Annotated in this window: 26 protein-coding genes; 13 read left to right on the forward strand and 13 right to left on the reverse strand. The window is 60.2% G+C overall.

The window, feature by feature from the left end; translation table 11 throughout:
• Positions 1-55 precede the first annotated feature (55 nt).
• Positions 56-568 carry a DUF2271 domain-containing protein gene (locus tag ACZ5IL_RS05060; RefSeq protein WP_464595540.1) on the reverse strand — a complete coding sequence of 171 codons (513 nt, stop codon included), beginning with the start codon at positions 566-568 and terminating at the stop codon, positions 56-58.
• Positions 569-578: 10 nt separating this feature from the next.
• Complete coding sequence (locus ACZ5IL_RS05065) at positions 579-1241, reverse strand: PepSY-associated TM helix domain-containing protein (protein ID WP_464595541.1); 663 nt, start codon at positions 1239-1241, stop codon at positions 579-581.
• A 493-nt stretch (positions 1242-1734) separates the two neighbouring features.
• Here ACZ5IL_RS05065 and htpG point away from each other — a divergent pair, with 493 nt between their 5' ends.
• Complete coding sequence (htpG, locus tag ACZ5IL_RS05070) at positions 1735-3648, forward strand: molecular chaperone HtpG (RefSeq protein WP_464595542.1); 1914 nt, start codon at positions 1735-1737, stop codon at positions 3646-3648.
• Positions 3649-3780: 132 nt separating this feature from the next.
• Here htpG and ACZ5IL_RS05075 read toward each other — a convergent pair whose 3' ends face one another.
• Together ACZ5IL_RS05075 and fdxA are read right to left on the reverse strand one after the other, a co-directional pair.
• Positions 3781-4161: a DUF488 domain-containing protein gene (locus ACZ5IL_RS05075; protein WP_464595544.1), complete on the reverse strand. Its 381-nt coding sequence runs from the start codon at positions 4159-4161 to the stop codon at positions 3781-3783.
• A 6-nt stretch (positions 4162-4167) separates the two neighbouring features.
• Entirely contained in the window at positions 4168-4506 is a 339-nt protein-coding gene (gene fdxA / locus ACZ5IL_RS05080; protein ID WP_079448139.1) for a ferredoxin FdxA, read from the reverse strand.
• Between the two features lie 408 nt (positions 4507-4914).
• Here fdxA and ACZ5IL_RS05085 point away from each other — a divergent pair, with 408 nt between their 5' ends.
• From ACZ5IL_RS05085 to ACZ5IL_RS05115, 7 genes are all read left to right on the forward strand, one after another.
• On the forward strand, positions 4915-5220 hold the full coding sequence (locus tag ACZ5IL_RS05085; protein WP_464595545.1) for a 4a-hydroxytetrahydrobiopterin dehydratase: 306 nt from the start codon (positions 4915-4917) through the stop codon (positions 5218-5220).
• A 96-nt stretch (positions 5221-5316) separates the two neighbouring features.
• On the forward strand, positions 5317-5694 hold the full coding sequence (locus tag ACZ5IL_RS05090; protein ID WP_464595546.1) for a YkvA family protein: 378 nt from the start codon (positions 5317-5319) through the stop codon (positions 5692-5694).
• Positions 5695-5953: 259 nt separating this feature from the next.
• Entirely contained in the window at positions 5954-6502 is a 549-nt protein-coding gene (locus tag ACZ5IL_RS05095; protein WP_464595548.1) for an invasion associated locus B family protein, read from the forward strand.
• Positions 6503-6565: 63 nt separating this feature from the next.
• On the forward strand, positions 6566-7837 hold the full coding sequence (rlmN, locus tag ACZ5IL_RS05100; protein ID WP_464595549.1) for a dual-specificity RNA methyltransferase RlmN: 1272 nt from the start codon (positions 6566-6568) through the stop codon (positions 7835-7837).
• A gap of 68 nt (positions 7838-7905) precedes the next feature.
• Positions 7906-8382, forward strand: coding sequence for a hypothetical protein (locus ACZ5IL_RS05105; RefSeq protein ID WP_464595550.1), 477 nt, complete (start codon positions 7906-7908; stop codon positions 8380-8382).
• 47 nt (positions 8383-8429) lie between these two features.
• Positions 8430-9218 (forward strand): phosphatase PAP2 family protein, encoded by a 789-nt coding sequence (locus ACZ5IL_RS05110; RefSeq protein ID WP_464595552.1) that lies wholly within the window; start codon positions 8430-8432, stop codon positions 9216-9218.
• Between the two features lie 79 nt (positions 9219-9297).
• Entirely contained in the window at positions 9298-10527 is a 1230-nt protein-coding gene (locus ACZ5IL_RS05115; RefSeq protein ID WP_464595554.1) for an argininosuccinate synthase, read from the forward strand.
• A 106-nt stretch (positions 10528-10633) separates the two neighbouring features.
• Here the strand turns inward: ACZ5IL_RS05115 and ACZ5IL_RS05120 are convergent, their stop codons facing one another.
• The 6 genes from ACZ5IL_RS05120 to ACZ5IL_RS05145 form a co-directional block, all read right to left on the reverse strand.
• Entirely contained in the window at positions 10634-12571 is a 1938-nt protein-coding gene (locus ACZ5IL_RS05120) for an OmpA family protein (RefSeq protein ID WP_464595556.1), read from the reverse strand.
• Between the two features lie 902 nt (positions 12572-13473).
• A complete protein-coding gene (locus tag ACZ5IL_RS05125; RefSeq protein WP_079448066.1) occupies positions 13474-14256 on the reverse strand; it encodes a succinate dehydrogenase iron-sulfur subunit in 783 nt (260 codons plus the stop codon).
• Positions 14257-14363: 107 nt separating this feature from the next.
• Positions 14364-16187, reverse strand: a complete 1824-nt coding sequence (gene sdhA, locus ACZ5IL_RS05130; protein WP_464595557.1) for a succinate dehydrogenase flavoprotein subunit — start codon at positions 16185-16187, stop codon at positions 14364-14366.
• A gap of 3 nt (positions 16188-16190) precedes the next feature.
• Positions 16191-16598 carry a succinate dehydrogenase, hydrophobic membrane anchor protein gene (gene sdhD, locus ACZ5IL_RS05135; protein ID WP_464595559.1) on the reverse strand — a complete coding sequence of 136 codons (408 nt, stop codon included), beginning with the start codon at positions 16596-16598 and terminating at the stop codon, positions 16191-16193.
• Positions 16595-16996 carry a succinate dehydrogenase, cytochrome b556 subunit gene (sdhC, locus tag ACZ5IL_RS05140; protein WP_079448063.1) on the reverse strand — a complete coding sequence of 134 codons (402 nt, stop codon included), beginning with the start codon at positions 16994-16996 and terminating at the stop codon, positions 16595-16597. The genes sdhD and sdhC overlap by 4 nt, the downstream gene beginning before the upstream one ends.
• A 202-nt stretch (positions 16997-17198) precedes the next feature.
• A complete protein-coding gene (locus ACZ5IL_RS05145; RefSeq protein ID WP_464595561.1) occupies positions 17199-18716 on the reverse strand; it encodes a malonate--CoA ligase in 1518 nt (505 codons plus the stop codon).
• Positions 18717-18955: 239 nt separating this feature from the next.
• On the opposite strand from ACZ5IL_RS05145, the gene ACZ5IL_RS05150 reads away from it, so the two are divergent.
• The 4 genes from ACZ5IL_RS05150 to leuB all read left to right on the forward strand — a co-directional run bounded on the left by ACZ5IL_RS05150 (position 18956) and on the right by leuB (position 22386).
• The gene (locus ACZ5IL_RS05150) at positions 18956-19585 is read left to right on the forward strand and encodes a cytochrome b/b6 domain-containing protein (protein WP_464595562.1); all 630 of its coding nucleotides are present in this window, start codon (positions 18956-18958) and stop codon (positions 19583-19585) included.
• A 14-nt stretch (positions 19586-19599) separates the two neighbouring features.
• Entirely contained in the window at positions 19600-20385 is a 786-nt protein-coding gene (locus ACZ5IL_RS05155; protein WP_464595563.1) for a molybdopterin-dependent oxidoreductase, read from the forward strand.
• A gap of 90 nt (positions 20386-20475) precedes the next feature.
• The gene (locus tag ACZ5IL_RS05160) at positions 20476-20985 is read left to right on the forward strand and encodes a superoxide dismutase family protein (RefSeq protein ID WP_079448059.1); all 510 of its coding nucleotides are present in this window, start codon (positions 20476-20478) and stop codon (positions 20983-20985) included.
• Positions 20986-21273: 288 nt separating this feature from the next.
• On the forward strand, positions 21274-22386 hold the full coding sequence (gene leuB / locus ACZ5IL_RS05165; RefSeq protein ID WP_464595565.1) for a 3-isopropylmalate dehydrogenase: 1113 nt from the start codon (positions 21274-21276) through the stop codon (positions 22384-22386).
• 80 nt (positions 22387-22466) lie between these two features.
• Here the strand turns inward: leuB and ACZ5IL_RS05170 are convergent, their stop codons facing one another.
• Complete coding sequence (locus tag ACZ5IL_RS05170) at positions 22467-22847, reverse strand: hypothetical protein (protein WP_464595566.1); 381 nt, start codon at positions 22845-22847, stop codon at positions 22467-22469.
• Between the two features lie 501 nt (positions 22848-23348).
• Between ACZ5IL_RS05170 and ACZ5IL_RS05175 the strand changes: the two genes are divergently transcribed.
• On the forward strand, positions 23349-24383 hold the full coding sequence (locus ACZ5IL_RS05175) for an aspartate-semialdehyde dehydrogenase (RefSeq protein ID WP_464595568.1): 1035 nt from the start codon (positions 23349-23351) through the stop codon (positions 24381-24383).
• Positions 24384-24610: 227 nt separating this feature from the next.
• Here the strand turns inward: ACZ5IL_RS05175 and leuD are convergent, their stop codons facing one another.
• Positions 24611-25216 carry a 3-isopropylmalate dehydratase small subunit gene (gene leuD, locus ACZ5IL_RS05180; protein ID WP_464595570.1) on the reverse strand — a complete coding sequence of 202 codons (606 nt, stop codon included), beginning with the start codon at positions 25214-25216 and terminating at the stop codon, positions 24611-24613.
• A gap of 192 nt (positions 25217-25408) precedes the next feature.
• Complete coding sequence (locus ACZ5IL_RS05185; RefSeq protein WP_464595571.1) at positions 25409-25810, reverse strand: metallopeptidase family protein; 402 nt, start codon at positions 25808-25810, stop codon at positions 25409-25411.
• Positions 25811-25937: the final 127 nt, after the last annotated feature.

A 25937-nucleotide genomic window follows, 5' to 3' on the forward strand; every position in this document is an offset into this window, starting at 1 on the left:
ACGCGTCAGATCGAATTGAGAAATTTCGTTTCTGATTTCATCAGAAGCGAAAGCTCTATGGGGTCAATTTCAATGTGACCGTGCCAAGCTCACGTTCACCCTTGGCTTCGCTGGTTGCCGGGGCTTTCGGCGGCCATTCGAATGGGATTTTCAGCAGCTCACGGCCGCCGACTTCGCGAGCGGCCTCGATGACGAGCTGGTATTTGCCGGGGGTCAGTCCTTCGAGCGGCTTGCCGGCGCTATCAAACTTGATCTGATGGGTACCGGGCGCGCGGGTTGGACTGGACAATCCATCGACGGGCATCGTCAGTTCGCGGCCCGAGCGGCGCCACCACTGCCGCATGTCCTTGAGGTACTTCGTACCTTCGTTTTTTTTGTGGTTGACCTCGTACCACACAGCAAGATTGGTGATCTTGCCGCCGTCGGCCTGTTCCACCCACATGGCGACGTAAGGCTTGTGGTACTCGGTGACGGCGAGCTGGGGAATATCTATGCTGATCGTCGCCTCGGAAGCCAGCGACGAACCTGCGGCAAGGGTCGAGAGTGCGGCGGAAATCAGGAGACGCATTGTTTACCTTCTAGCCATGAATGAGAAGAACAACGAGCAGGGTCGGAATAATCAGTCCCATGGTCACGACGGGCCAGGTGGCCGGGCGCCGTTTTGCATGAAGCTGCAGAAGCAACAGGCCGGTGAGGCAAAAAATGATTGCGGCGGCGGCAAACACGTCGATAAACCAGCTCCACGCCTTGCCGGTGTGGCGACCCTTGTGCAAATCATTGAGATAGGCGATCCAGCCGCGGCTGGTGACCTCATACGACACCGCGCCACTGTCGCGCTGGATGCTGAGCCATGCGTCGCCGCCAGGCTGAGGCAGGGCGACATAAACCTCATCGGGCGACCATTCAGTGTCGCGTCCGGCGGTGTTGACGTTGACCTCGCGCCGCAACCACTCGCTGATACTCGGCGGCAGAGCCGCCTTGGTTTGGCCTGGATCAGACGTCAGGTCGGCGATCAGCGCTTGTGGCAGTTGTGCCTGACGCATCGTAACCGCGGGCTTGGATTCGATTTGACCGGCATTGTTTAGCGTAATTCCGGTCAGGGCGAACAGCAACATACCGATCAAACAGAGGCCTGAGCTGATCCAATGCCACTGATAGAGCTGATTAATAAAGAAAGCGCGACGCTTCTTTCGCTGCCAGAGCTCGTTGCCCTCGACAGTCAATCGATCCGGATTGTCCATTTATCTCGTCGCCGGGCCAGAATTCCGCAAATCCAAGAGGTGCGGGCGGCACCCCTCAGGTAGGCGAAAATTGTTTAGCGAAGCCGACCTCGCTTTACTACAGAACAAAATTAGGTTTGTTCTAAACTGGTGCTCCAAGGCGGCGGTAGTCACGAATTTCCCCGAACATGGGCTGGCATAGTTTTGTTTCGGTTTGACGATCGAAGAGTGGTTCGATCGAGCTCCTCACCCTTCCCGTTCGGCTGACCGGTCGGGCTAAGGGCAGGCGCGAAGCACTGGAATGGCACCCACATTTTTTCTATATCATCCCCGGTTCCGGTTCCAGAATTCGCGTATCCTTTGCAAACCTATGATGTGAACTCATTGTCAAACAGATACAGCATCTTATCGTGTGAAAGATTCAGAATCTTCGCTTGACCGGATCCGCGGAAACAACAATTTCAAGTTCTGAATCACGCTGATTTTTGCGTCAAGTTGATCGAGGGTAAACAATATGACTTCGACAATCGACAAGGATGGTGCGGCCGAAAGCCGGGTGTTTGAAGCGGATGTGGCCAAGCTGCTCCAGATGATGGTGCACTCGGTTTATTCCGACAAAGACGTGTTCTTGCGGGAGTTGATTTCGAACGCGGCCGACGCTTGCGAGCGTCTGCGTTATGAAGCGATCAGCGATCCCACATTGCTGGCAGACGAGACTAGGCCGCAGATTTGCATAACCATTGATGCGGAACGGCGGCAACTGACGGTCGAGGACAACGGTATCGGCATGAGCCGGGACGAGATGGTCGACGCCCTCGGAACGATCGCCCGGTCAGGCACTAAGGCTTTCATTGAGCAAGCTCAGGCCGCAGAGTCGGGCGACGGCGTCACTCTGATCGGTCAGTTCGGGGTCGGCTTCTACTCGGCCTTCATGGTGGCGGATCAGGTCGATGTGATCTCACGGCGTGCGGGCGCCAAAGAGGCATGGCGCTGGTCATCGGATGGAAAGGGCACATTCACGGTTACGCCTGTGGATGAAAGCGAAGCCCCTGCGAGAGGAACCCGTGTGACGCTTCATCTTACCGAAGACGCCACGGGATATACTGATCGGTTGAAGCTTGAACAAATGATCAGGGAGCAATCGGGTCATGTGCCGGTCCCGATCGCACTTGTCGAGAAGCCCGGCGCCGCTCCGACCGAGATTGCTGATGGCGCGGCGCTTTGGACCAAGCCGCGTGGCGAGATTAACGCTTCCGAATACGCCGATTTCTATCGCAGCGTCGCAGGCCAATTCGATGAACCCGCGCTGACGGTGCATTTCCGCGCCGAGGGACGACAGGAGTTCACGGCGCTCCTGTTCGTACCGCAAACCCGACCTTTCGATCTGTTCGAGCCGGATAAGAAGCACCAGGTCAAACTTTATGTGAGGCGCGTCTTTATCACCGAGGATGCCGATCTGCTGCCCCGCTATCTGCGGTTCGTGCGCGGTGTCGTCGACTCGGCGGACCTTCCGCTCAATATCTCGCGCGAAATGATTCAGGAAAGCCCGATCCTGGCCGCAATCAAGAAAAGCATCACCGGCCGTATCCTCAGCGAACTGGAGAAGCTTGCCGACAAAGACGCGCAGGCTTACGGGAAGATCTGGGAGGCCTTCGGTCCGATGTTCAAGGAGGGCATCTACGATGCCGCGGACCGGCGCGACACCATCCTGGGGCTCTCACGCTTCAAGACCACGACCGGATCGTTGCGAAGCCTCAAAGACTATGCCGGCGCGCTGAAGGAAAATCAGACCTCGATCTACTATCTCGCCGGGCAGGATGCCGCGCGTCTCGAAGGCTCGCCCCATCTGGAGGGCTTTCGCGCTCGCGGCGTGGAGGTCCTGCTGCTGTCCGATCCGGTCGACAGCTTTTGGGTCACGTCTGGAGCGAGCTTCGAGGGCAAGCCGTTCAAATCCGTGACGCAGGGAGCGGCGGATCTGGCGGCGATCCCGCGCCTCGACGCGAGCACCGAGCCTTCGCAGGAGGTCAGCGCTGGTGTCGCGGAGTTTCTCTCCTTCCTCAAGACGACACTCGCGGACCTGGTTTCGGACGTTCGCTCGTCCGAGCGTCTCACCGACAGCCCGGTCTGCCTTGTCGCGTCCGAGTCAGGTTATGATCGGCAACTGGAAAAAATTCTCGTCGGTGTTGGACAATTGGCCGGCGTATCCAAGCCGGTGCTCGAGGTGAATCCGCGTCATCCGCTGATCGCTTCGCTGGCAGCGCTCGGGGAAAGTGATAGCGAGTTCAAGAAGGACGCCGCGCGAATGCTGCTCGACGACGCGCGCGTTCTCGATGGAGATCGCCCCAGTGATGCACTTGAGTTTTCCAAGCGCCTTGCCCGCATTGTCGAGCGGGGACTGCGTCGTTCGACGGCGGAGGGTAGCGATTGATGGTGCCCGATGTGAGCGATCAAACCTGTGAATGATTGTGCGGTGGCATGGCTATGGCGTTTTCGAGCGAAGCATGTCCGTAGGGCTTGACCCGAGGATGGAACAGTTCGCGTAAAGACGCGTCAGATTGCATCAAGAGGGAAGGCTTGAACTGATGCGGCCGAGAAGAACGTCTCTCAAGACCACCGCATTGTTGCGTGTTTCATCGTGGGCCGCAAATACAAGCGTTATCCGGCCGGCCCGCGCGCAGGTGCGCAGTTCGCCGAGCTCTTCCGGGTGTCTCTGTATCTCATCCGCGTATCGCTGCCGAAATTCCTGCCAGCGGGCGGGATCATGTCCGAACCATTTGCGCAGATCGGTGCTGGGCGCGATGCCTTTTACCCACCGATCGATAGCGGCGTCCGTCTTTCGGAGGCCCCTGGGCCATAAACGATCAACCAGTATCCGCGTGCCATCATCCGTATCGGGAGCCTCATAGGCTCGCTTCACGTTGATGTTCTTGACCGCAAGCACCTTCGCTCAGTCGCCCTGACCGGGATTTGCCGAAAAATACTGTTCCAGCTTGTCCGCAACGCCGTCGAAAGATTTCGCGTCGGCGGGAGCATCGCGTTTGATCGTAATGTTCGGCCAGACCGCGGCATATTCGGCGTTCAGCTTGAGCCAGTTTTCAAGGTCCGGCTCGGAGTCAGGCTTGATGGCTTCGGCCGGACATTCAGGCTCGCACACGCCGCAGTCGATGCACTCATCAGGATTGATGACGAGCATATTGTCGCCTTCGTAGAAGCAGTCGACCGGACATACCTCTACACAATCCATGTATTTGCATTTGATACAATTTTCGGTGACAACGAAGGTCATCTCCAAGACTCCGCGAAGGCAGGATAGAAGCGCGATGGGCATTCGCGGAACCTGACGTAAGCGCGATTCCGCGAATACCCATGCCTGATATAGGTCGTATACCTAAATAAAGACCGCAGCCAAGATGATCATGTCACCCTGCCAGCAGGAACGCTGGCCGACCCGGTACGGGACGACGACGATATAGGACCGGATCCTATGCCTTCCGGTCGTTCCAAGGCGAGATTTCCCGGCGAGGCCGAAATCCAGAACGCTCTTCTATAAGATACATTGTGAATAACTCTTATATGCTCGATTCAGCCAGGAAGCAACATTTCATGTAGTTTTTGCGGTGGCAGATACCGCTTCGCCCGAAAAACGGATCAATGTGAAGCGAGCGAATGTTCCAATCGCAAAAAGGAGACAAAAATGGCCAAGCGGCTGTCGGAGGAAGAACAAAGAACAGCGCTCAATGAGCTGTCGGGTTGGTCGCGGGTCGCGGGCCGCGAGGCCATTACGCGTACCTTCACGTTCCGGGATTTCAACGAGGCTTTCGGTTTCATGACGCGTGTCGCGCTGGTTGCCGAAAAGAGCGATCACCATCCGGACTGGCGTAATGTCTACAAGACGGTGGAGGTCGTGCTCGCGACCCACGACGCCGGCGGCATCACCGAGCGCGACATCAAGCTCGCCGAGGCGATGAACGCGATCGCAAAACAGCCCCAGGGGGCCTGAACGGGCCAATGCCGATCTTGTAACGGAGAAACAAAGTTCCCACGTGGTAAAGACGATTTTAGCGAACCGCGCCATGACGTTTCAGGAACCCGGATGATGGCATCGAAACATAGTGTGGGATTTGAGCCAGCCGACCGGCTGGCGCAGGATCGCGACAGCGTGCGCCGGCGGTTCTGGAGCAAGCTGAAGCGCGTCGTGGCTCATGTGCCGTTCGCCGAAGACCTGTTGGCCGCCTACTATTGCGCGTTCGACAAGCAGACGCCGCGTCATGTGCAGGCGTCCCTGCTCGGCGCCATCGCTTACTTCGTCCTGCCGTTCGATTTTGTTCCCGACATGTTGCCGGTGCTCGGCTTCACCGACGATGCCGCGGTACTTGCGACGGCGATCAGGATTGTGGCTGCGCATATCACGCCAGAGCATCGTGAGGCCGCGCGCGCGGCATTGAAGCGCGGAATAAAGAACGAAGTGGCGTAACCGCCTTGAACAATGCTGCGCTTCATTGCGAAGGCGACGCTTTCGTCGCGGTCGCTATGGATGCCTGATTCCCTCACGCGACCGTGCTCGACTTTATTGTTGCAGCCCAACGAGGCGAGGCGGAGAGCTTGCGAATCGTGACGCAAGCCGCAAGGATGGACCGCCTTCACAAATCAGGCGTTTCCAGTTATTCCCGATGATGTGTGATCCGCGCACGTCAAGCCATCTTCCAGTCACAAATGATGAAGGACGAGATTTGATGATGTCTATGCGGCAATTGCTGACAGTTCTGGTGGGAAGTCTGCTCGCAGGTGGGCTCGGCCTTGCTCCCGCATTCAGCGCACCGACAGCCGGCAGTTCGGAGCCAACGCTGCTCGGACAGTTCGGCGCGTGGGGTGCGTATACCGCGTCGTCTAGTGGCAAGAAGGTGTGCTTCGCTCTCGCCAAACCGACATCCTCAAAGACCAATCCGCCCAATCGGCCGCGCGATCCGGCCTACGCCTTCGTTTCGACCCGGCCGGCCGAGAAAGTGACGAACGAAGTGTCGGTCACGATGGGCTATACACTCAAGCCGGGTTCCGAAGCCACGCTCGAGGTCGCCGGTGCGAGCTACGCAATGTACGCCCAGGGCGATGGCATTTGGATCAAGAACGCCGCCGATGAAGACCGGCTGATCGATGCCATGCGCAAGGGCACGGACGCGACTGTCAAAGGCGTGTCTTCCAAGGGGACGCAAACCACGGACGTCTTTTCGCTCAAGGGGCTGTCTCAGGCGCTGGACAAGATCGCGCAGGATTGCAAGCACTAGCGCTGTTACCATTGTAGCATTTGTCGGCTTTTCAGCGAGGCCTGGAAAGCTTATGTCATGTGCATGAATGAGACGCCCGGCAACCTGAGCGCTGTTTCGACTGAGATCGCCATCGCCGCGAGCAAACCGGTTGCGCCCGAAACGGCGACCGGTGGCGCTCCTTTGGAGAAAGTCGCACTTGAAACCTACGTGCCGCCCGCGAAGCCGTCACTGATCGGCCTTACGCGCGCGGAGATTTCCGAACGGCTCGCCACCATCGGCATTCCGCGGGAGCAACAAAGGATGCGGGTGCAGCAGCTCTGGCACTGGATGTATGTCCGCGGCGTCCAAACTTTCGCCGAAATGACCAGTGTGTCGAAAGACCTGCGCGCCGAACTTGAAAAACACGTCACGGTCGATCGGCCCGAAGTGGTTGCCGAACAGATTTCGAGCGATGGAACGCGCAAATGGCTGCTGCGGCTGCCGAGCGGTCATGATCTCGAGAAGCCGCATGAAGTCGAATGCGTCTATATTCCTGAGACCGACCGCGGCACGCTGTGCGTATCGTCGCAGGTCGGCTGCACGCTGAACTGTTCCTTTTGCCACACCGGAACCCAGCGCCTGGTGCGCAATCTGACGGCGGGCGAGATCGTTGGCCAGATCATGGTTGCACGCGATCGTTTGAACGACTGGGCCGACCGCGAGACGCCGCACGGCAATCGTCTTGTCACCAACATCGTTATGATGGGAATGGGCGAACCGCTTTATAATTTCGACGCGGTTCGCGATGGGCTTTTGATTGTCGCCGACAATGAAGGCATTGGCATCTCGAAGCGTCGTATCACTTTGTCGACGTCCGGCGTGGTGCCGAACATCGTTCGCGCCGGCGAGGAGATCGGCGTCATGCTGGCGATCTCGCTGCATGCGGTGCGCGACGAGCTGCGCAATGAACTGGTGCCGTTGAACCGCAAATATCCGATCGCCGAACTGATGCAGGCGTGCCGTGATTATCCGGCGGCCTCCAACGCCAAGCGGATCACGTTCGAATACGTGATGCTGAAGGGTGTCAACGATTCGCTCGATGACGCCAAGCGGCTGGTGAAGCTGCTCAAGGGTATCCACGCCAAGATCAACCTGATTCCCTTCAATCCGTGGCCCGGCACGCGTTACGAATGCTCGGACTGGGATCAGATCGAGAAATTTTCTGAATACGTGTTCAATGCCGGGTATTCCTCCCCGGTACGTACGCCGCGTGGCCGCGACATTCTGGCCGCCTGCGGGCAACTCAAGTCCGAAACCGAGAAGCTGTCGGCTCGTGAGCGTCAGGCGCTTCGTGCCATGGCGATGACGGATTGAGGTATGATCCCGAAAAGTGGGAACCGGTTTTCGGATAAGATCATGCCCAAAAACCGATTGAGTTTCTCTTGTCCCTGATAGGCCGGCTATTCGCGATTCTGTTCGGACTCCTCGCGGCGTGCCTCGTTGCGGGCACCATCATTGTGGTCGCGTTGCTGTATCCCGAGTTCAGCAGTCTCGACGTCGCACCGCCCAACCCGGATACGCTGGACATCGTTCTCGGATTCGGATTCATCTTCGCTAGCGGTTTTGCGTTGCTGCCGGCGATGATCGTGGTCCTCCTTACCGAAGCCTTTTCTATCCGGAGCGTACTGGCCTACGCCGCTGGCGGCGCGATTTGCGGTGCGGCCTGTTACCTTGGCTTGATTCCGTTCGACCCTGGGACGATGCATTTTGAGGGCATCGTGCGCCGCCATCTCGAAATCATGGCCGGGGCCGGGGTCGTCGCTGGCTTTGTTTATTGGCTGATCGCGGGGCGGAATGCCGGCGTGTGGCGGAAAGCTCCACGCGATCCGCGGCCTCCGGATTTGCCGTTGCGGACCTGAGCCGCCTTGGCCTTTTCATGCCTGTTGCCGTCGGCTAAACCGCGCTCATGAACCGCGCCGGATTAATCATTGCGCTTGGACTTGCGCTCGTGATCGGGGTCGCGTTCGGGATCCATCCCGAATACGACCTCCGCCTCGCGGCGCTGTTTTATGATTCCGCGACCAGGACTTTTCCGCTCAAGTCAGATGGGCTCGCCTCGTTCGCGCGCAATGCCGCGATGTGGGTGGCTTGGGGGTTCGCGGTCCCTGCGATCATCGCGCTGGTCGTCAAGATGTTCCGCCCGGATCGTCCGCTGATGATGTCTGGTCGGGCCGTTGCGTTTTTACTCATCACGATGCTGCTCAGCGCAGGAATCCTGACCAACCTGACGTTCAAGAGCTATTGGGGTCGGCCGCGGCCGGTGATGGTGACGGAATTCAATGGCCCCTGGAAATTCATGCCGTGGTGGGACCCACGCGGCGAATGCGGCAGAAACTGTTCCTTCTTTTCCGGCGAGGGTGCGACCGCGTTCTGGACCTTGGCGCCGGCGGCGCTGACGCCACCCGTTTGGCGACCGCTGGCCTATGCGGGTGCGATCACGTTCGGCGCAGTTACCAGTGTGCTGCGGATGGCCTTCGGCGGTCATTTCTTCACCGACGTGGCGACGGCGGGTCTGGTGGCATTTTTGGTGGTCTGGCTGGTTCACGGCTACATCTACCGCTGGCCATCAACTCGCAAGAGCGACGCAGAGATCGATGCCGCGTTGACCCGCTTCGCCTGGCCCGGCTATCGGGCGCGGCAGCGATGGCGAGGCCGTGATGTCGGCCCCGTACCCGCGCCGGAGAAGCCGGTATGAGCCTTCGGACCTTGCACGGGGTCCGGTTCCGCCTATAGTCCCGCCGAATTTTGTAGTTACAGAAATCCATAGGGTTTTCATGAATAAGAATGTGAAGAAGGTGGTGCTCGCCTATTCGGGCGGGCTCGACACCTCGATTATCCTGAAATGGTTGCAGACCACCTACGGCGCCGAGGTTGTGACCTTCACTGCCGATCTCGGTCAGGGCGAGGAACTGGAGCCCGCTCGCAAGAAGGCGCAGTTGCTCGGAATCAAGGACGAGAACATCTTCATTGAGGATCTGCGTGAGGAATTCGTTCGCGATTATGTATTCCCGATGTTCCGCGCCAATGCGGTCTATGAGGGCCAATATCTGCTCGGCACCTCGATCGCGCGGCCACTGATTGCGAAGAAGCAGATCGAAATCGCCGAGAAGGTCGGCGCTGACGCAGTGTCTCATGGCGCGACCGGCAAGGGCAACGATCAGGTCCGATTCGAACTCGGCTACTATGCGCTAAAGCCTGACATCACCATCATCGCGCCGTGGCGCGAGTGGGACTTGCGCTCGCGCGAGCAACTAATCGCATTCGCCGAACAGCATCAAATTCCGATCGCCAAGGACAAGCGCGGCGAAGCGCCTTTTTCCGTCGATGCCAATCTTCTGCACGCTTCCAGCGAGGGCAAGGTGCTGGAAGATCCGGCGCAGGAGGTGCCGGACTATGTGTATTCACGCACCATCGACCCGGAGGCAGCGCCGAATCAGCCGACCTACATCACGATCGATTTCGAAAAGGGGGATGCTGTTGCCATCGACGGCACGAAGATGTCTCCCGCCACCTTGCTCGCGAAGCTGAACGAACTCGGTCGCGCCAACGGCATTGGCCGACTCGACCTGGTCGAGAACCGTTTCGTCGGAATGAAATCGCGCGGCATGTACGAGACGCCGGGCGGAACCATCCTTCTCGTCGCCCACCGCGGCATCGAGCAGATCACGCTGGATCGCGGCGCGGCGCATCTGAAGGATGAGCTGATGCCGAAATACGCCGAGCTGATCTACAACGGATTCTGGTTCTCGCCGGAGCGCGAGATGCTGCAGGCCGCGATCGACCAGAGTCAGCGATACGTCACCGGTCAGGTTCGGCTGAAGCTCTACAAAGGCAATGTCATTCTTGTCGGCCGCGACAGCGAATATTCGCTGTACGATCAGGACCTTGTCACCTTCGAGGAAGGTGCTGTGGCCTACGATCACCGCGACGCGGCCGGTTTCATCAAGCTCAACGCGCTACGGCTACGCACGCTTGGCCAGCGCAGGAAGAAGCTGGGTTTGTAGCAACGAGGCTTGCCCGCCAACTGTATAGCTGAGCCAGCTGGCGGGTTGGATCATGAAAAAATGGCCGGGGTTATTCCCGGCCATTTTCATTTTCTTCTGATCTCGATCAGTCGCGCGGCGGCGGGGATGCCGAGGCCTGCCCGCCGTTTAACAGCGGCGTGATGCGACGCGCCGTGACGCGCCGGTTCTCCCGCGAGGGACCGTCAGTCTGCACCTTCAGGTTCTGCTCGCCATAGCCCTGCGTGACCAGGTTCTCCGCCGGCACCTGGAATTGCTGCGTCAACAATTCCGCAGCAGATTGCGCCCGGCGATCCGATAGCGACAGGTTGTCCACGTCGTTGCCCACCGCATCGGTGTGGCCTTCGATCAGGAACACCTCGCTCGGATTGCGCGAGATCGCACGGTTGATGCCGTCGGCGATCACTTGCAGTTTCGCGGCCTGATCGTCCGGGATATCCCACGATCCAGTCTCGAAATTGATGGTGTCGAGATCGATGCTCGGCATCCGCGCGCGCACCATCGGGCTGTAGCGGATTTCGTCGAGCGTATAAGGACGCTCGATCGACTCCACGGGCGGCGCCATCAAGGTGTCGTAGATCACCTCGGGCGGGGCACCTTCCGCCTCGACAATGTAACGATCCTGCGGAATTCCAATTTGAGGCGGAGGCAACGATACGAAGTAGCCGCCGATCGCACCTGCCACCATGCCGGCGGCGACGCCTGCAGCGAGCGCACCGCCTCCGCCGCCGTAACCGCGACGTCCATTGTCGATGATAACGACTTCCTGGCCGCGCTGGTCACGGCGGATTCGTCGCAGCATCCGCCCATCGCGATCGTTGACGGTGATGATCTGCGTGCCGTCTGGTCGCACCACAATGTTACGGGTGTCGTTGCCGATACGCTCCTGTCGGAAATCCCGCGCGCCGCGACGGAAACGATCACTTTCGTTGTGCTGGATGAACGAACGCCCGCTCGGATCGCGCACGATGACGCGGCCCGGCTCGGTGATGATGGTGCGGCCATCCTGCTGGGTCTCCCGCCGCGCAGCGCGGAAATCCTCGATGCGGCGGGGCCCCTGTGACGACGCTCCGGGTGCGACGACCTTGTCGGCGACCGGCGGCGGCGGCGGCAAGGGCGCTGCGACGGTTGGCGGTGCCTGACGGGAGACTGGCGCGCCTGCTGGCCCCGCGGTCTGGCCGCCAGCGGTGGAAGGCGCAGTTCCAGCCTTGGTCCCGTTCTGGCTGGTGGAGGGGCTGGTGGCAGGGGCTGCCGGAGCGGCCACGGGTGGAATCGCCGGCGCGGATGGTGGCGAGGCTGGCGCCGCGCGGGGTGACGTTGGGGCAGTGCTTGGCGCGACCGGAGTCGTGCCGGGTGCCGGAGTCGTCTGCGTGGGCGCTACGCCCTTTTGGCGGTCACCGGAAGCTCCAGGTCCGCCGGGATCGCGGCCGGACCTACCACGGCCTCGTTCGTCGCGACGCATTGTATTCGGCTCCGCGCTGGCAGGCGGCATCGAGGGTTGCGCGGTCGGAGCAGGGGGTGTCGGTGCCGATTTTGTCGCGGCCGGAGGCGGCGCGCTCTTTAACTGAGATGGCGGTGCGGCGGCTGGGGGCACGGGCGGCTTCGGAGCGGCCGGAGGTGTAGTCGGCGGCGCCGTTGGCGCAGCTTTCGGCGCGGGTGGTGGAGCGGGAGGCGTTGCGTGTTGAGGTGGTGCCGCCGGCCGTGACGGCACAGCCGTCGGCGGTGTCACATGCGGTGGTGGCGGCGCGGTCGGCCGTACGGGAGCTGGAGGTGGTGGCGCTGGGGGCGGCGGCGCTGCATGGGGCGGGGGAGCCGCGGGTCGCGCAGGTGCGCCGGGCGGCGGGATCGGATGAGCAGGTGCAGTTTTCGGCGGCAGTTCTTTCCGCTTTGTCTCTTGCCCGCTTTCAGTGGGTGGCGCAGCCTGCGCAAACTGGACCGGCGCAGATTGAGCGTGCGATGGCGTCATCATCAGCGAGGAGACAGTGAGAGCCGACGTGGCGAGCAGGACCAAGCGAAAATTCGTCATGACAACTTTTTTCCAAGAGAAAAATTTCGGCAACAGACTCAAGCCTGCTGCCAGTGGCAGGAACGCGATCAACCGATAGCGATAAGGCTGCAATGTGGCAGCCATCATGAGCGACGCTCGATTTATTTCGTGCCTACGGATCAAGCGCACGCGACATCATCAGCCGATATGGGCCGCATTTCCATCGCATTCACGTTCGCTCGGCGACTACATCGTGGCGGGAGGTTGCGCTGGTGGCGTCGGAGGACTCCGCGGCGGCAATTCATCCGGCTGCTGACCGGGTAATTCCTACGGAGGCGCGGGCATGTCCGGTTCTTGCCTCTGCGGCGGAATGTCTGGACCTGGCTGGGGACTTCCGGGCGGGTCTTCGCGGGGCGGCTCCGTCGGGCGGCCTGGTTTCGGGTGCGGCACTTCCGTCGGTTCATCACCCATCAAGCTCTCCATTCGCGCTCTTTGTTCAAGTAGCTAACAACTTCCGCGGTGTGATGTTCCGAGGGCCGCGTATTGCAATCGCAAGTGCTGGTCATGAAACTTACAGGGAGCGTTGGTATGAAGGATTCTTGGCCATGGCTTTACCGTCGGCGATGATTGCGAACATGCTATCGCTTAAGGTTGAGATCAGGCGCTTACCGCTGCACGCGTGGGCTGTCAGTCGTACTTGATGAGGATCGCGCAACAGCAGCAGGCCGCGGCGATTGGCGCGGGGCTGGCAGTCGCAGGGTGAATGGCGATGCCTTCATTCGGATCGCCCGCGTTCGTGTGGCCGACCGCGGATTTTCTGACCTGCACTGAAACGGTCCAGACAACGTGTGGGCGTCGCCTCGGCGGCGAATCCGCTATCGTGCTATGAGCACTTTTGGCTCATGGAGATCGCTGCTCGTGGGGACCGCATCGAGCGGGAATCAAACCTGGCGCTCGACCAGCTTCAGCTTCAGCATGGCGATGGCTTCCGACGGATTCAGATTCTTCGGACACGCCTTGGTGCAGTTCAGAATGGTGTGGCAACGATAGAGCCGGAATGGATCCTCAAGATAGTCCAGCCGCTGGCCGGTGGCCTCGTCGCGCGAATCGGTGATCCATCGTGCCGCCTGCAGCAGCGCGGCAGGACCGAGAAAGCGATCACTATTCCACCAATAACTCGGACATGATGTCGAGCAGCAGGCGCACAGAATACATTCGTAAAGACCGTCGAGCTTTTCGCGGTCCTCGCGGCTCTGCCGCCATTCCTTCTGCGGCGTCGGCGTCGCGGTCTTCAGCCACGGCTCGATCGAGGCATACTGCGCGTAAAAATTTGTCAGGTCAGGGACGAGGTCCTTCACAACCGGCTGATGTGGCAGCGGATTGATCTTCACCGCGTCGCCGGAAACGTCGTGGATCGACTTGGTGCATGCCAGCGTATTCTGGCCGTTGATGTTCATGGCGCAGGAACCGCACACGCCCTCACGGCAGGAACGGCGAAAGGTCAATGTCGGGTCGATGTGGTCCTTGATCCAAATCAGACCGTCGAGCACCCTCGGGCCGCACTCATGGACATCGATATGGAAGATATCGACTCTTGGATTTTCGTCGTCGTCCGGGTTCCAGCGATAGACCCTGAATTCGCGCGTTTCGGTCGCGCCTTCCGGCTTCGGCCAGGTCTTGCCGCTGGTGGGCTTTGAATTTCTCGGAAGCGCGAATTTAACCATCGGTGCGTCCTTGCTGTCTGTCCGTCATTGCCAACTTGATCCGGCAATCCCTCTGCTCGCGAAGGTTATGGATGCGCGGGTCAGCGCGGATGACATTTGGTTTCGGATCAATACACCCGCGCCTTCGGCGGAATGTATTGAACGTCGTTGCTCATCGTGTAGTCGTGTACCGGTCGGTAGTCGATCGTGGTAAGGCCGTGATCGCTGAGCCGGACCAGCGTATGTTTCATCCAGTTTTGATCGTCGCGATCCGGGTAGTCCTCGCGCGCGTGGGCGCCGCGGCTTTCGGTCCGGTTAGCGGCGGAATCCATTGTCACCACCGCTTGAGAGATCAGGTTGTCGTATTCCATCGTCTCCATCAGGTCCGTGTTCCATACCAGCGAGCGATCGAACACGGCGATGTCGGCACTTCCCTCGTAGACTTCGTGAATCAGCTTCTGGCCTTCCGTCAGGATATCGCGGGTGCGGAAGACTGCGCAGTTGGCCTGCATCACGCGCTGCATATTCTCGCGCAGCCTGGCGGTCGGCGTGCCCCCGGAGGCGTAACGAAATTTGTCGAGGCGGCCGAGCGCCATCTCGCTGGAATTCGCAGGCAGATCGGGTTGCTTGTCCTTGGCCGTGAGCTTTTCGGCGCAACGCTGGGCGGCGGCGCGGCCGAACACCACGAGGTCGATCAGCGAGTTGGAGCCGAGGCGGTTAGCGCCGTGCACGGAGACGCAAGCGGCTTCGCCCACCGCCATCAGGCCCGGCACGACCGCATTGTCGTCGCCGTTCTTTTTGGTGACCACCTCGCCGTGGAAGTTGGTTGGGATGCCGCCCATGTTGTAGTGAACGGTCGGCAGGATCGGTATCGGCTCGCGGGTCACGTCAACGCCGGCGAAGATCTTCACCGACTCTGAGATGCCCGGTAGCCGCTCGTGCAGCACTTTCGGGTCGAGATGATCGAGGTGCAGGAAGATGTGGTCTTTTTTCTTGCCGACGCCCCGGCCTTCGCGGATTTCGATCGTCATCGCGCGCGACACGACGTCACGCGAGGCGAGGTCCTTGGCGGAGGGCGCATAGCGTTCCATGAAGCGTTCGCCCTCGGCGTTGACAAGGTAGCCGCCTTCGCCGCGCGCACCCTCGGTGACGAGACAGCCCGAACCGTAGATGCCGGTCGGGTGGAATTGGACGAACTCCATGTCCTGCAACGGCAGGCCGGCGCGCAGCGCCATGCCGCCGCCGTCGCCGGTGCAGATGTGCGCCGAGGTGCAGGAAGCATAGGCGCGTCCATAGCCGCCGGTTGCGAGAATGGTGGTCTGGGCGCGGAAGCGATGTAGTGTGCCATCGTCGAGCTTCAGCGCGATCACGCCGCGACAGGCGCCCTGATCGTCCATTATCAGGTCGATGGCGAAGAACTCGATGAAAAATTCGGCATCGCGGCGCAGCGCCTGGCCATACATTGTGTGCAACATGGCGTGGCCGGTACGGTCGGCGGCGGCGCAGGTCCGCTGGGCCTGGCTCTTGCCGTAATCGACGGTCATGCCGCCGAATGGGCGCTGGTAGATCTTGCCGTCTTCGGTGCGGGAGAACGGAACGCCCCAATGCTCGAGTTCGTAGACCGCCTCCGGAGCGTTACGCACCATGTACTCGATGCTATCCTGATCGCCGAGCCAGTCCGATCCCTTCACGGTATCGTACATGTGCCAGCGCCAGTCATCCTTGTGCATGTTGCCGAGCGAGGCGGAAATACCGCCCTGTGCCGCTACCGTGTGTGAACGGGTGGGAAAAACCTTGGTGATGCAGGCGGTGCGCAGGCCGGCCTGACCGCAACCCACAACGGCCCGCAGGCCCGCCCCGCCGGCCCCGACGACGACGACATCATAAGTATGGTCCTCGATGGGATAGGCCTTGCCGTTGACGGCCGCCGCCGCGTTGCCGTTTCCGGCCATGAACTAAACTCCGGATGACAGTTTGAAGATGGCATAAGCGGCGGTCAGCGCCAGGGTGGCGGAGAAAAAGTTGTTCGCCATGATCGACGCCAGTTTCAGCTTCTCGTCGTGTACGTAGTCCTCGATAATCACCTGCATCCCGATCTTCATATGCCAGATGCTGGCGACTGCGAATAGCAGCATGATGATGGCAATCGGCGGCGAGCCAAGAATCTGCGCTGCGCCTGCCTGGTTGCGGCCGAGCAATATCATCATGACCACGACCATCGGTACGATGAGCAAGATCATGGCGACCGACGTGAGCCTCTGGCGCCAAAAATCCGTTGTGCCGGAATGGGCCGAGCCAAGGTTACGAACCCGCCCCAGCGGCGTCCGCATGGACTTCGCGCCGGGTGGCGGCGGTGCGGTCATCGTCCTCCGCCTCCGATCGCATAAGCGGCGATCCAGAGCAGTACCGTGAGTAGAATGCCGCCGATCAACGCTGCCCGGGTCAGCCACTCACGCTCGGTCGGCTTGAATCCGTAACCGAGATCCCAAACGAGGTGACGAACGCCGCTCAGCATGTGATGCATCAGCGCCCATGTGTACCCGAATGCGATCAGACGTCCCGCCCAACTCGACGTAAAGGACTGGACCGCGGCGTACGCGCCCGGCCCGGATGACACGGCCATCAACCACCAGACCAGCAGCAACGTTCCGAAATAGAGCGCCACACCGGTGGCGCGATGAACGATGGACAATGCCATCGTCAGGGTCCAGCGGTAAATCTGAAGGTGCGGTGAAAGCGGGCGTTCGATCCTGACGGTCATCGATGGCTTCGCTGGTTGCGGGCAAGCGGCGCAAGCCCGGTTGGGATCCGCGACAAGCAATTCTGTTCATATATTTATGGAGTTAAGCCAGCCTGTGCAACGCTCAAAATCGCCATTTGCGAATAGTCGTTCAGAACTATGCCTTCACATTTCATTAACATCATGCGGCCGAAAGCTGCCAGAGTCTTTGCCAAGCGACGGTCTAGCTTTGCTTGTATAGACCGGCATAGGCGTCACGCAGGATGTTCTTCTGCACCTTCCCCATGGCGTTGCGCGGCAGTTCATCGACAAAGATCACGCGCTTCGGCATCTTAAACTTCGCCAGCCGTCCATTCAACGCTTCCAGCACCTGTCCCTCCGCGAGACCTCCGTCCTTGCTGCGAACGACGACCGCCGTAACGCCCTCCCCGAAATCCGGGTGAGGTACACCGATGACGGCGCTCTCGATCACGCCCGCTAGCGCATCGATTTCGCTTTCGATTTCCTTCGGATAGACATTGAGGCCTCCGGTGATCACGAGGTCCGTGCCGCGGCCGAGAATATGCACGTAATCCCTCTGATCGATTTTGCCGATGTCGCCCGTTATGAAGAAGCCGTCGCCGCGGAATTCGGTCCTTGTCTTCTCCGGCATCCGCCAGTAGCCCTTGAACACGTTCGGACCCTTGACCTCGATCATGCCGACGCTCTCGCGCGGCAGTTCCTTTCCGGTCTCCCGATCGGTGACGCGGACCGAAACTCCTCGCAGCGCAGGGCCGACGGCACCGGGAACGCGCTCGCCGTCATAGGGGTTTGATGTGTTCATGCCGGTCTCGGTCATGCCGTAACGTTCGAGCACGGCATGACCGGTGCGGGCCGACCACTCGCGGTGAGTGTCGGCGAGTAGCGGAGCCGAGCCGGAAATAAACAGTCGCATGTGCCGAGTGGAATCTTTCGTCACTGCCGGATATTGCAGCAGGCGAGTGTAGAAAGTTGGAACGCCCATCAGTACGGTGGCTTTAGTCATCATCCTGATGACAGCATCCGGATCGAACTTCGGAAGAAAAATCATCGAAGCGCGGGCAAACAACGTGACGTTGCTGGCAACGAACAATCCGTGAGTGTGATAGATCGGCAGCGCGTGGATCAGCACGTCCTTCTCGGTGAAGCGCCACGCATCTGCCAGGCTTAAAGCGTTCGATGTCAGATTATCGTGCGTCAGCATCGCCCCTTTGGATCGCCCGGTTGTGCCTGACGTATAGAGGATCGCTGCAAGGTCGTCGCCCCCGCACACAACCGTGATGAAGTCCGGCTTTGTTGCCGTGGCGGCGTCGGTCAGTGATCCCTTGCCCTTGGCGTCCAGCGTCTCGACCTTGGCATTTACCTTCGATGCGATCGCCTGGATACCCTCCGCCTCCGAAGGGTCGCAGACCACCAGCGACGGCTCGGCGTCGATGATGAAGAAGTCGAGTTCGTTGAGCGTGTAGCCCGGGTTGAGCGGCAGGTAGATCGCGCCGGCACGAACGGTCGCGAGATAGAGTGCAAGATTTGGCACCGACTTTTCGACTTGTACCGCCACGCGATCACCCGGACTGACGCCACGGGCCACCAGGACGTTAGCCAGCCGTCCCGAGAATGCGATCAGATCGCTATAGCTAATGCGGCGTCCTTCTAGGGTTTCGATCGCGAGTCGGTCCGCGTCGTCGAGATCGTCGAACAGGCGCGAAAACAGATTGGCGTTCATGACGGTTTCCCGTTAGCGATCATACATCTGCGGCGCGATCACGGTGGCGGCGGCAGGTTTGGATAACAAGGTTGTTCTTTGCAAGACAGGGCGGTGAGCGGGCAGGCGGCCGGCTCCCGTTTTTGTGAAGCGGATATCTCGCACGCCGGAGATGATGTGCGGGAATGCTGTCGAGTTCTATCGTAGAATATCTACAGGCTTCCTTACCCGACGGGGCAAGTGAATATCTGGATGGAGCCATGACGAGAATTTCAGCCGATGATCGCCTGGCCGTATCTCAACCCGCCAAGGCGATTCAGCCGGCGTGGGTGCGTATTTTTCACTGGATCAATGCCGCGGCGATGATCGTGATGATCCTATCCGGCTGGCAGATCTACAACGCCTCGCCGCTGTTCGATTTCACCTTCTCGCCTTTTGTCACCCTTGGCGGATGGCTCGCGGGCGGACTGTTGTGGCATTTCGCGGCGATGTGGCTGTTGATGGTCAACGGCCTGATCTACCTCGTGCTTGGTCTCGCCACCGGACGCTTTCGTCGCAAGCTGCTGCCGATTACGCCCTCGGGCGTGGCCGCGGATGCCAGGGCCGCGCTGACCGGCAAGCTGCGGCACGACGATCTATCGCGGTATAACCAGGTGCAGAAGCTCTTGTACGTGCTCGTCATCGTCGTCGGGATCGTGGTGGTGCTGTCGGGTCTTGCGATTTGGAAGCCGGTCCAGTTTCAATGGCTGACCGCCGTGTTCGGCGGTTATGACCTCGCGCGCTATGTGCATTTCATCTGCATGGCGCTGATTGTGGCCTTTCTCGTCGTACATGTCGCGCTCGCGCTGCTGGTGCCAAAGAGCCTGCGCGCCATGATCGTCGGGCGTTAGTGGAGCATTGAGCTATGCGCCGTTTCCGTTCGCTTCTGATCCCGGGCGTCGACAAGCAGCTTCTGGTGAAGGACGCCGCGAAATTGCTACCAGATCCGGCGCGCCGCCGCTTCATCTCGGGCGGGGCGAGCCTCGGCGCACTGACCTTGCTGACCGGATGCGAGGTATCCGACAGTTTCTCGGCGGAACGCCTGCTGATTCAGATTTCGAAATTCAACGACAAGGTGCAAGCTGCAATTTTCAACCCGAACACGCTGGCGCCGACCTATACGAAGGCCGACATCACGCGGCCGTTTCCTTTCAACGGTTACTATCCCGAGGCAGAGGCGCCTGATATCGACGGCCAGGACTACAAATTTGAAGTGCGCGGCCTTGTCGACAACAAGAAACCATGGGCGCTCGATGAACTTTATCAGCTGCCGGAAGTCACCCAGATTACGCGGCACGTCTGCGTCGAGGGCTGGAGCGCGATCGGAAGCTGGAGCGGGACGCCGCTGCGCGATTTTCTCAAATTGATCGGCGCTGATACGAGCGCGAAATATTGCTGGTTTCAGTGCGCGGATGTCGACGGCTATAACAGTCCGCTGGACATGGCGACAGCATTGCATCCGCAGACCCAAATGACATTCAAGTTCGACGGAGAAATCCTGCCGCGCAAGTACGGCTATCCGATGAAGATCAGGGTCCCGACCAAGCTCGGATTTAAGAATCCGAAGTATGTGATCGCGATGGAAGTCACCAACGACTACAAGGGCGGCTATTGGGAAGATCAGGGTTACAATTCCTTCAGCGGTCTTTGATGTGACTGGCCGCCGTCGGTGGCTGCTGCTATATAAGGGCGACAACATCGACGTTTTCCCGAAGTCCTGATTCCGCAGCGGAGATTTCCCATGATCGCTCGTGCCCTGTTCGCGACGACGGCTTTTCTTGCCTTGAGCGTGACCGCGGTTTCTGCCAATTCGGCCAAGGCTCTGCTGAAAAACGCCGAAGGCGCCGACGTCGGGAAGGTTGAACTGATGCAGGTCAATGACGGTGTTCTGCTCAAGGCCACTCTGAAAGGCCTGCCGCCCGGCGATCACGCATTCCACATTCACGCGGCCGGCAAATGCGAGGCGCCATTCACGTCGGCAGGGGGGCACTTCAATCCGGATAGCAAGAAGCACGGCATGATGGCGGCGGATGGCCATCACGCCGGAGACCTGCCGAACATCGTCATACCTGCCTCCGGCGAATTAAAGCTCGAAGTGGTCAGTACCGCCATCACACTGGATAAGGACAAGCCGAATTCGGTTCTGAAGCCGGACGGCACGGCCATCGTCGTTCACGCGGCACCCGACGACTACAAGACCGATCCGACTGGCGAGGCCGGGGGCCGCATCGCCTGCGGCGTCATCGAGTAGAACTGCCAAAGATTGCGACTCGCTGTTGGCCGTGGGCGTTTCGCCGCGACGGCTCCGATTCTTGCCGGCCACATCGATGTTGCGTGCATTGTGACGGCGAACAATACGGCGCAAAGGCGTCTTGCCAACGGCGCAGCACCGTCCTAGCAATCGGCACAACATGCGATGTCATCATCGGCCTTGCGTCGGGCATCCAGGCGGTCCTGCCTTGCAGGCAGGTGGTTAGCCTGGGTTCGGCGGCAATCCACGCTCGCTTTCCCGGTCATGCCGAAGTTCTGAGGATTTGTGATGGCGACCTACAAGCTGCTTCTCCTGGCCGGCGACGGCATCGGCCCCGAGGTCATGGGGGAGGTGAAACGGCTGATCGGCTGGCTTGACGCGCAGGGGATCGCCAGGTTCGAGACCGAGGAAGGATTGGTGGGCGGCGCATCCTACGATGCCGACAAGGTCAGCATCACCGACGCCACCATGGCGAAGGCGCTCGCCGCCGACGCCGTGTTGTTCGGCGCGGTCGGCGGCCCGAAGTGGGATCCGGTGCCCTACGAGGTGCGCCCGGAGGCCGGCCTGTTGCGGCTGCGCAAGGACCTCGCGCTCTATGCCAATCTTCGTCCGGCGATCTGCTATCCGGCGCTCGCGGAGTCTTCGAGCCTGAAGCCCGAGGTGGTCGAAGGTCTCGACATCATGATCGTGCGCGAACTGACCGGCGGCGTCTATTTTGGTGAGCCGAAGACCATTACCGATCTCGGCAACGGTCAGAAGCGTGCCGTTGATACGCAAGTCTACGACACCTATGAAATCGAACGTATCGCGCGCGTTGCCTTCGATCTCGCGCGCAAGCGCCGCAATAAGCTGACCTCGATGGAAAAGCGCAACGTCATGAAATCCGGCGTGCTATGGCACGAGGTCGTGACGCAGGTTCACCAGCGCGACTACAAGGACGTCGCGCTGGAGCATCAGCTCGCGGATTCCGGCGGTATGCAACTCGTGCGTTGGCCGAAGCAGTTCGACGTGATCGTCACCGACAACCTGTTCGGCGATATGCTCTCGGACATCGCGGCGATGCTCACCGGCTCGCTCGGCATGTTGCCGTCCGCGTCGCTCGGCGACATCGACCCGACAACCAAAAAGCGCCGCGCACTCTATGAGCCGGTGCACGGTTCCGCGCCCGATATCGCCGGTCAGGGTGCCGCGAATCCGATCGCGATGCTGGCCTCGTTCGGCATGGCGCTGCGTTATTCCTTCGACATGGGGGAACTGGCTGACAAGCTAGACGCCGCGATTGCTGCGGTGCTGGCGAAGGGTCTGCGCACGGCCGATTTGAAGTCCGAAGGTTTGACCGTGGTCAGCACATCGCAGATGGGTGAAGCGGTTGTGAAGGAGCTTCAAGCGCTGCACGCATGAACGCAAACCCGGAGTCATCCCTCGCAGCCAGACATCTCGATTGGGCGAGTTCGTCCGGGCGGTGCCCGCGAAGGATATGATCAGTAGAGCGGGAATCTGGTCGGATATCCGCCGAGATCGGCCGGCGAACTGAGTGGCTGCCGGTCGATCGGCCGGTTCAGGTTCTCGCGGGCGAACGAGGGATAGCCGACGGCAGGCGGAAAGGCATAGTCGGTGTATTTGCGCTCGCCCGGCAACACCTCGGTGCCCGCATCCAGCCATGAGCGTTTGGAAATGTAGATACGAGTGCGAGGGCCGGACTGGTACGACACGTTGGGGCCGCTCGGACCGTAGGCGTCGCCGCGGTCGTGCCTTGGCTGGGCACTCGCGCCGGAGGCGCTGAAACCGATGAGGGCGGCCGCCGCAAGCAACAGCGCGATGGTTTTCGCAGCCCCGGTCGCGGTGAAGTATTTCAAGGTCATCACGCCCTCATGAATCCGTGTGATCGCCTTTTTACCGTCCAGCGGCCTCGCGCCACAAGCCCAATCGGGCCACACATAGCGAGAATAATGCCGATCAGGACGAAATGTTGCTTCGAATCCGGAGCGGTCCTGGTTCAACAGTTTCGGAAGTCCGCGTTGAGAACTCGCCGCCGCCTTGAAGTGGATCGCCACCCGATCGGTTGATATGGTTTAAGTAGCTGTTTTCAATGAACTATCGAGCTTCGATGCGGGCGTGTGTCCGTGCGCTCGCCCATCGCCCACAAGATGCGTCCTGTATTGGTGAGCTGATGCCCCGGGACCGTGCCCCCCGGATGGAGAAGCCGCGCTAACCGGGTGGACTTTGTCAGATGCGCGGTTGAATCGGTTACGTCGGAACGACGGCCGGCGTTGTCTTAATGACGTTTCTCGCTTAGAAGCGCAGCGTCTTCCCTTGTCTCGCGCCGAGGCGACAAGGGAGCGATTTTCTTCGGAGAGTGAACGATGGGTTACAAAGTCGCGCTGGTCGGAGCGACCGGCAATGTCGGGCGTGAAATGCTCAACATTCTGGACGAGCGAAAATTCCCCGCGGACGAGGTGGTGGCGCTGGCCTCGCGCCGTAGCGTCGGCACCGAAGTCTCCTACGGCGAAAAAACCCTGAAAGTCAAAGCGCTGGAAAATCACGATTTCGGCGACACCGATATTTGCCTGATGTCGGCTGGCGGCGCCGTGTCGAAGGAATGGTCGCCCAAGATCGCGGCGGCCGGCGCGGTCGTCATCGACAACTCGTCGACCTGGCGGATGGACCCCGATGTGCCGCTGATCGTGCCCGAGGTCAACGCGGACGCGGTCGCGAGCTTTGCCAAGAAAAACATCATCGCCAATCCGAACTGCTCGACGGCGCAGCTTGTAGTGGCGCTGAAGCCTTTGCACGACAAGGCCGTCATCAGGCGCGTCGTGGTCGCGACCTATCAGTCGGTTTCAGGCGCCGGGAAGGACGGGATGGACGAGCTGTTCGCGCAGACCAAGGCGGTCTACACCGCGAGCGAGCTCGTCGCCAAGAAATTCCCGAAGCGTATCGCCTTCAACGTCATCCCCGAGATCGACGTGTTCATGGAGGACGGCTACACCAAGGAAGAGTGGAAGATGATGGCGGAGACCAAGAAGATTCTTGATCCCAAAATCAGGCTGACCGCGACCTGCGTGCGCGTGCCGGTGTTCATCGGCCACTCGGAAGCGGTCAGCATCGAGTTCGAGAATCCGATCACCGCGGACGAGGCGCGCCGCATCCTGCGCAATGCGCCAGGTTGCCTCGTCATCGACAAGCACGAGCCCGGTGGCTACGTCACGCCGTATGAATCGGCGGGAGAAGATGCCACCTACATCAGCCGCATCCGCGAGGATGCGACGGTGGAGAACGGTCTGTCGATGTGGGTCGTGTCAGACAACCTGCGCAAGGGCGCGGCGCTCAACGCCATCCAGATCGCCGAGTGCCTGATCAACCGCAAGCTGATCAGCGCCAAGCAGAAAGCCGCCTGAGGTCTGGAGTCTTTCGCCGTATGGAAACGGTGAAAGACTCTGTCTTTTGATTTGACGCGTTTTCTTCACGCGAACCGGATTCCACTTCGCTCGGAAACGCTAATAGGAGCGTTTTCGGGCCGAAGCGTTTGTTTCGACTGTCGAACGGACATTTCTCGCTTCTGATTCAATCTGACGCGAGGCCGTGTCGTGGAGCCGGGTGATCGACTCCGTGTCGGCGGAAGCGGTCAGGCCCAGGCGCGCTCGCGCTTCGCCTTCTCCTCGTAGGCGTCGATCGCCGGCTTCTTTTCCATCGTCAGGCCGATGTCGTCGAGACCGTTCAGTAGGCAATGCTTGCGGAACGGGTCGATTTCGAATGTCGCAGTGCCGCCGTCCGGCCCCCGGATTTCCTGCTTGACCAGATCGATGGTCAGCGTCGCGTTGGCGCCGCGTTCGGCGTCATCGAACAGCTTGTCGAGGACGGCTTGCGTCACACGGATCGGCAGGATGCCGTTCTTGAAGCAGTTGTTGTAGAAGATGTCGCCGAACGAGGTGGAGATCACGCAGCGGATGCCGAAGTCGAGCAGCGCCCACGGCGCGTGCTCGCGCGATGAGCCGCAGCCGAAATTGTCGCCGGCGACGAGGATTTTGGCGTTGCGATAGGCTGCCTTGTTGAGAACGAAATCCGGATTCTCGGAGCCGTCCTCCTTGTAGCGCTGTTCCGAGAAAAGTCCCTTGCCCAGGCCGGTGCGCTTGATGGTCTTCAGGTACTGCTTCGGAATGATCATGTCGGTATCGACATTGATGATCTTCAGCGGCGCCGCGACGCCTTCCAGCGTTGTGAACTTGTCCATGACCGGAGTCCTCGTGAGCAGCCCGTTCTAGCCCGATCCCGGCCTCGATCCAAGGTCCAATCATGCAGGGCTAGAGCATGATCCCGACCCGAAGGGCCGCGCCAGCGCAAAGTGGAAACCGGTTTTCGGTTAAGATCATCCTCAATCAAAAGGATGAGGCCAGAGTCTTGCTCAACCGAGTTGGACCAGATCCTAGCCTGCCGCCTGCGCCTCGATCGCTTCCATGTCGGCATCGGACAGCCCGAAGTGATGGCCGATTTCGTGAATCAGCACATGGGTGATGATATGGTCGAGCGTTTCATCGTGCTCGGCCCAGTAGTCGATGATGGGACGGCGGTAGAGCCAGATCAGATTGGGCAGCCTGGCAACGTCATCCTGGCTCTGGAACGGCAGGCCCGTGCCCTGGAACAATCCCAGCAGATCATATTCGCTGTCGGCTTTCATCTCGTCCAGCACCTCGTCGGTCGGGAAATCCTCGACGCGGATGATGAGGCCTTCGCACAGGCGCCGGAAACGCCCGGGCAGGCGCGCAAACACCTCGTGCGCCCTGGTTTCCATGTCGGCCAGCGAGGGGGCTTTGGCGGAGGTCCACATGGCACTTTGTTTAACTCGCGTTTCACCGTGAGAGCAGGGTTTTTTGCGGTCCGGGCCGTCTTGCGGTTGACGCGGTCGCGGCAATCGGAGACCGTTCGCGGGGAGCAAGGGTGATCGGGGCGCAGCC

The sequence above is a fragment of the Nitrobacter sp. CN101 genome, from assembly GCF_055390255.1.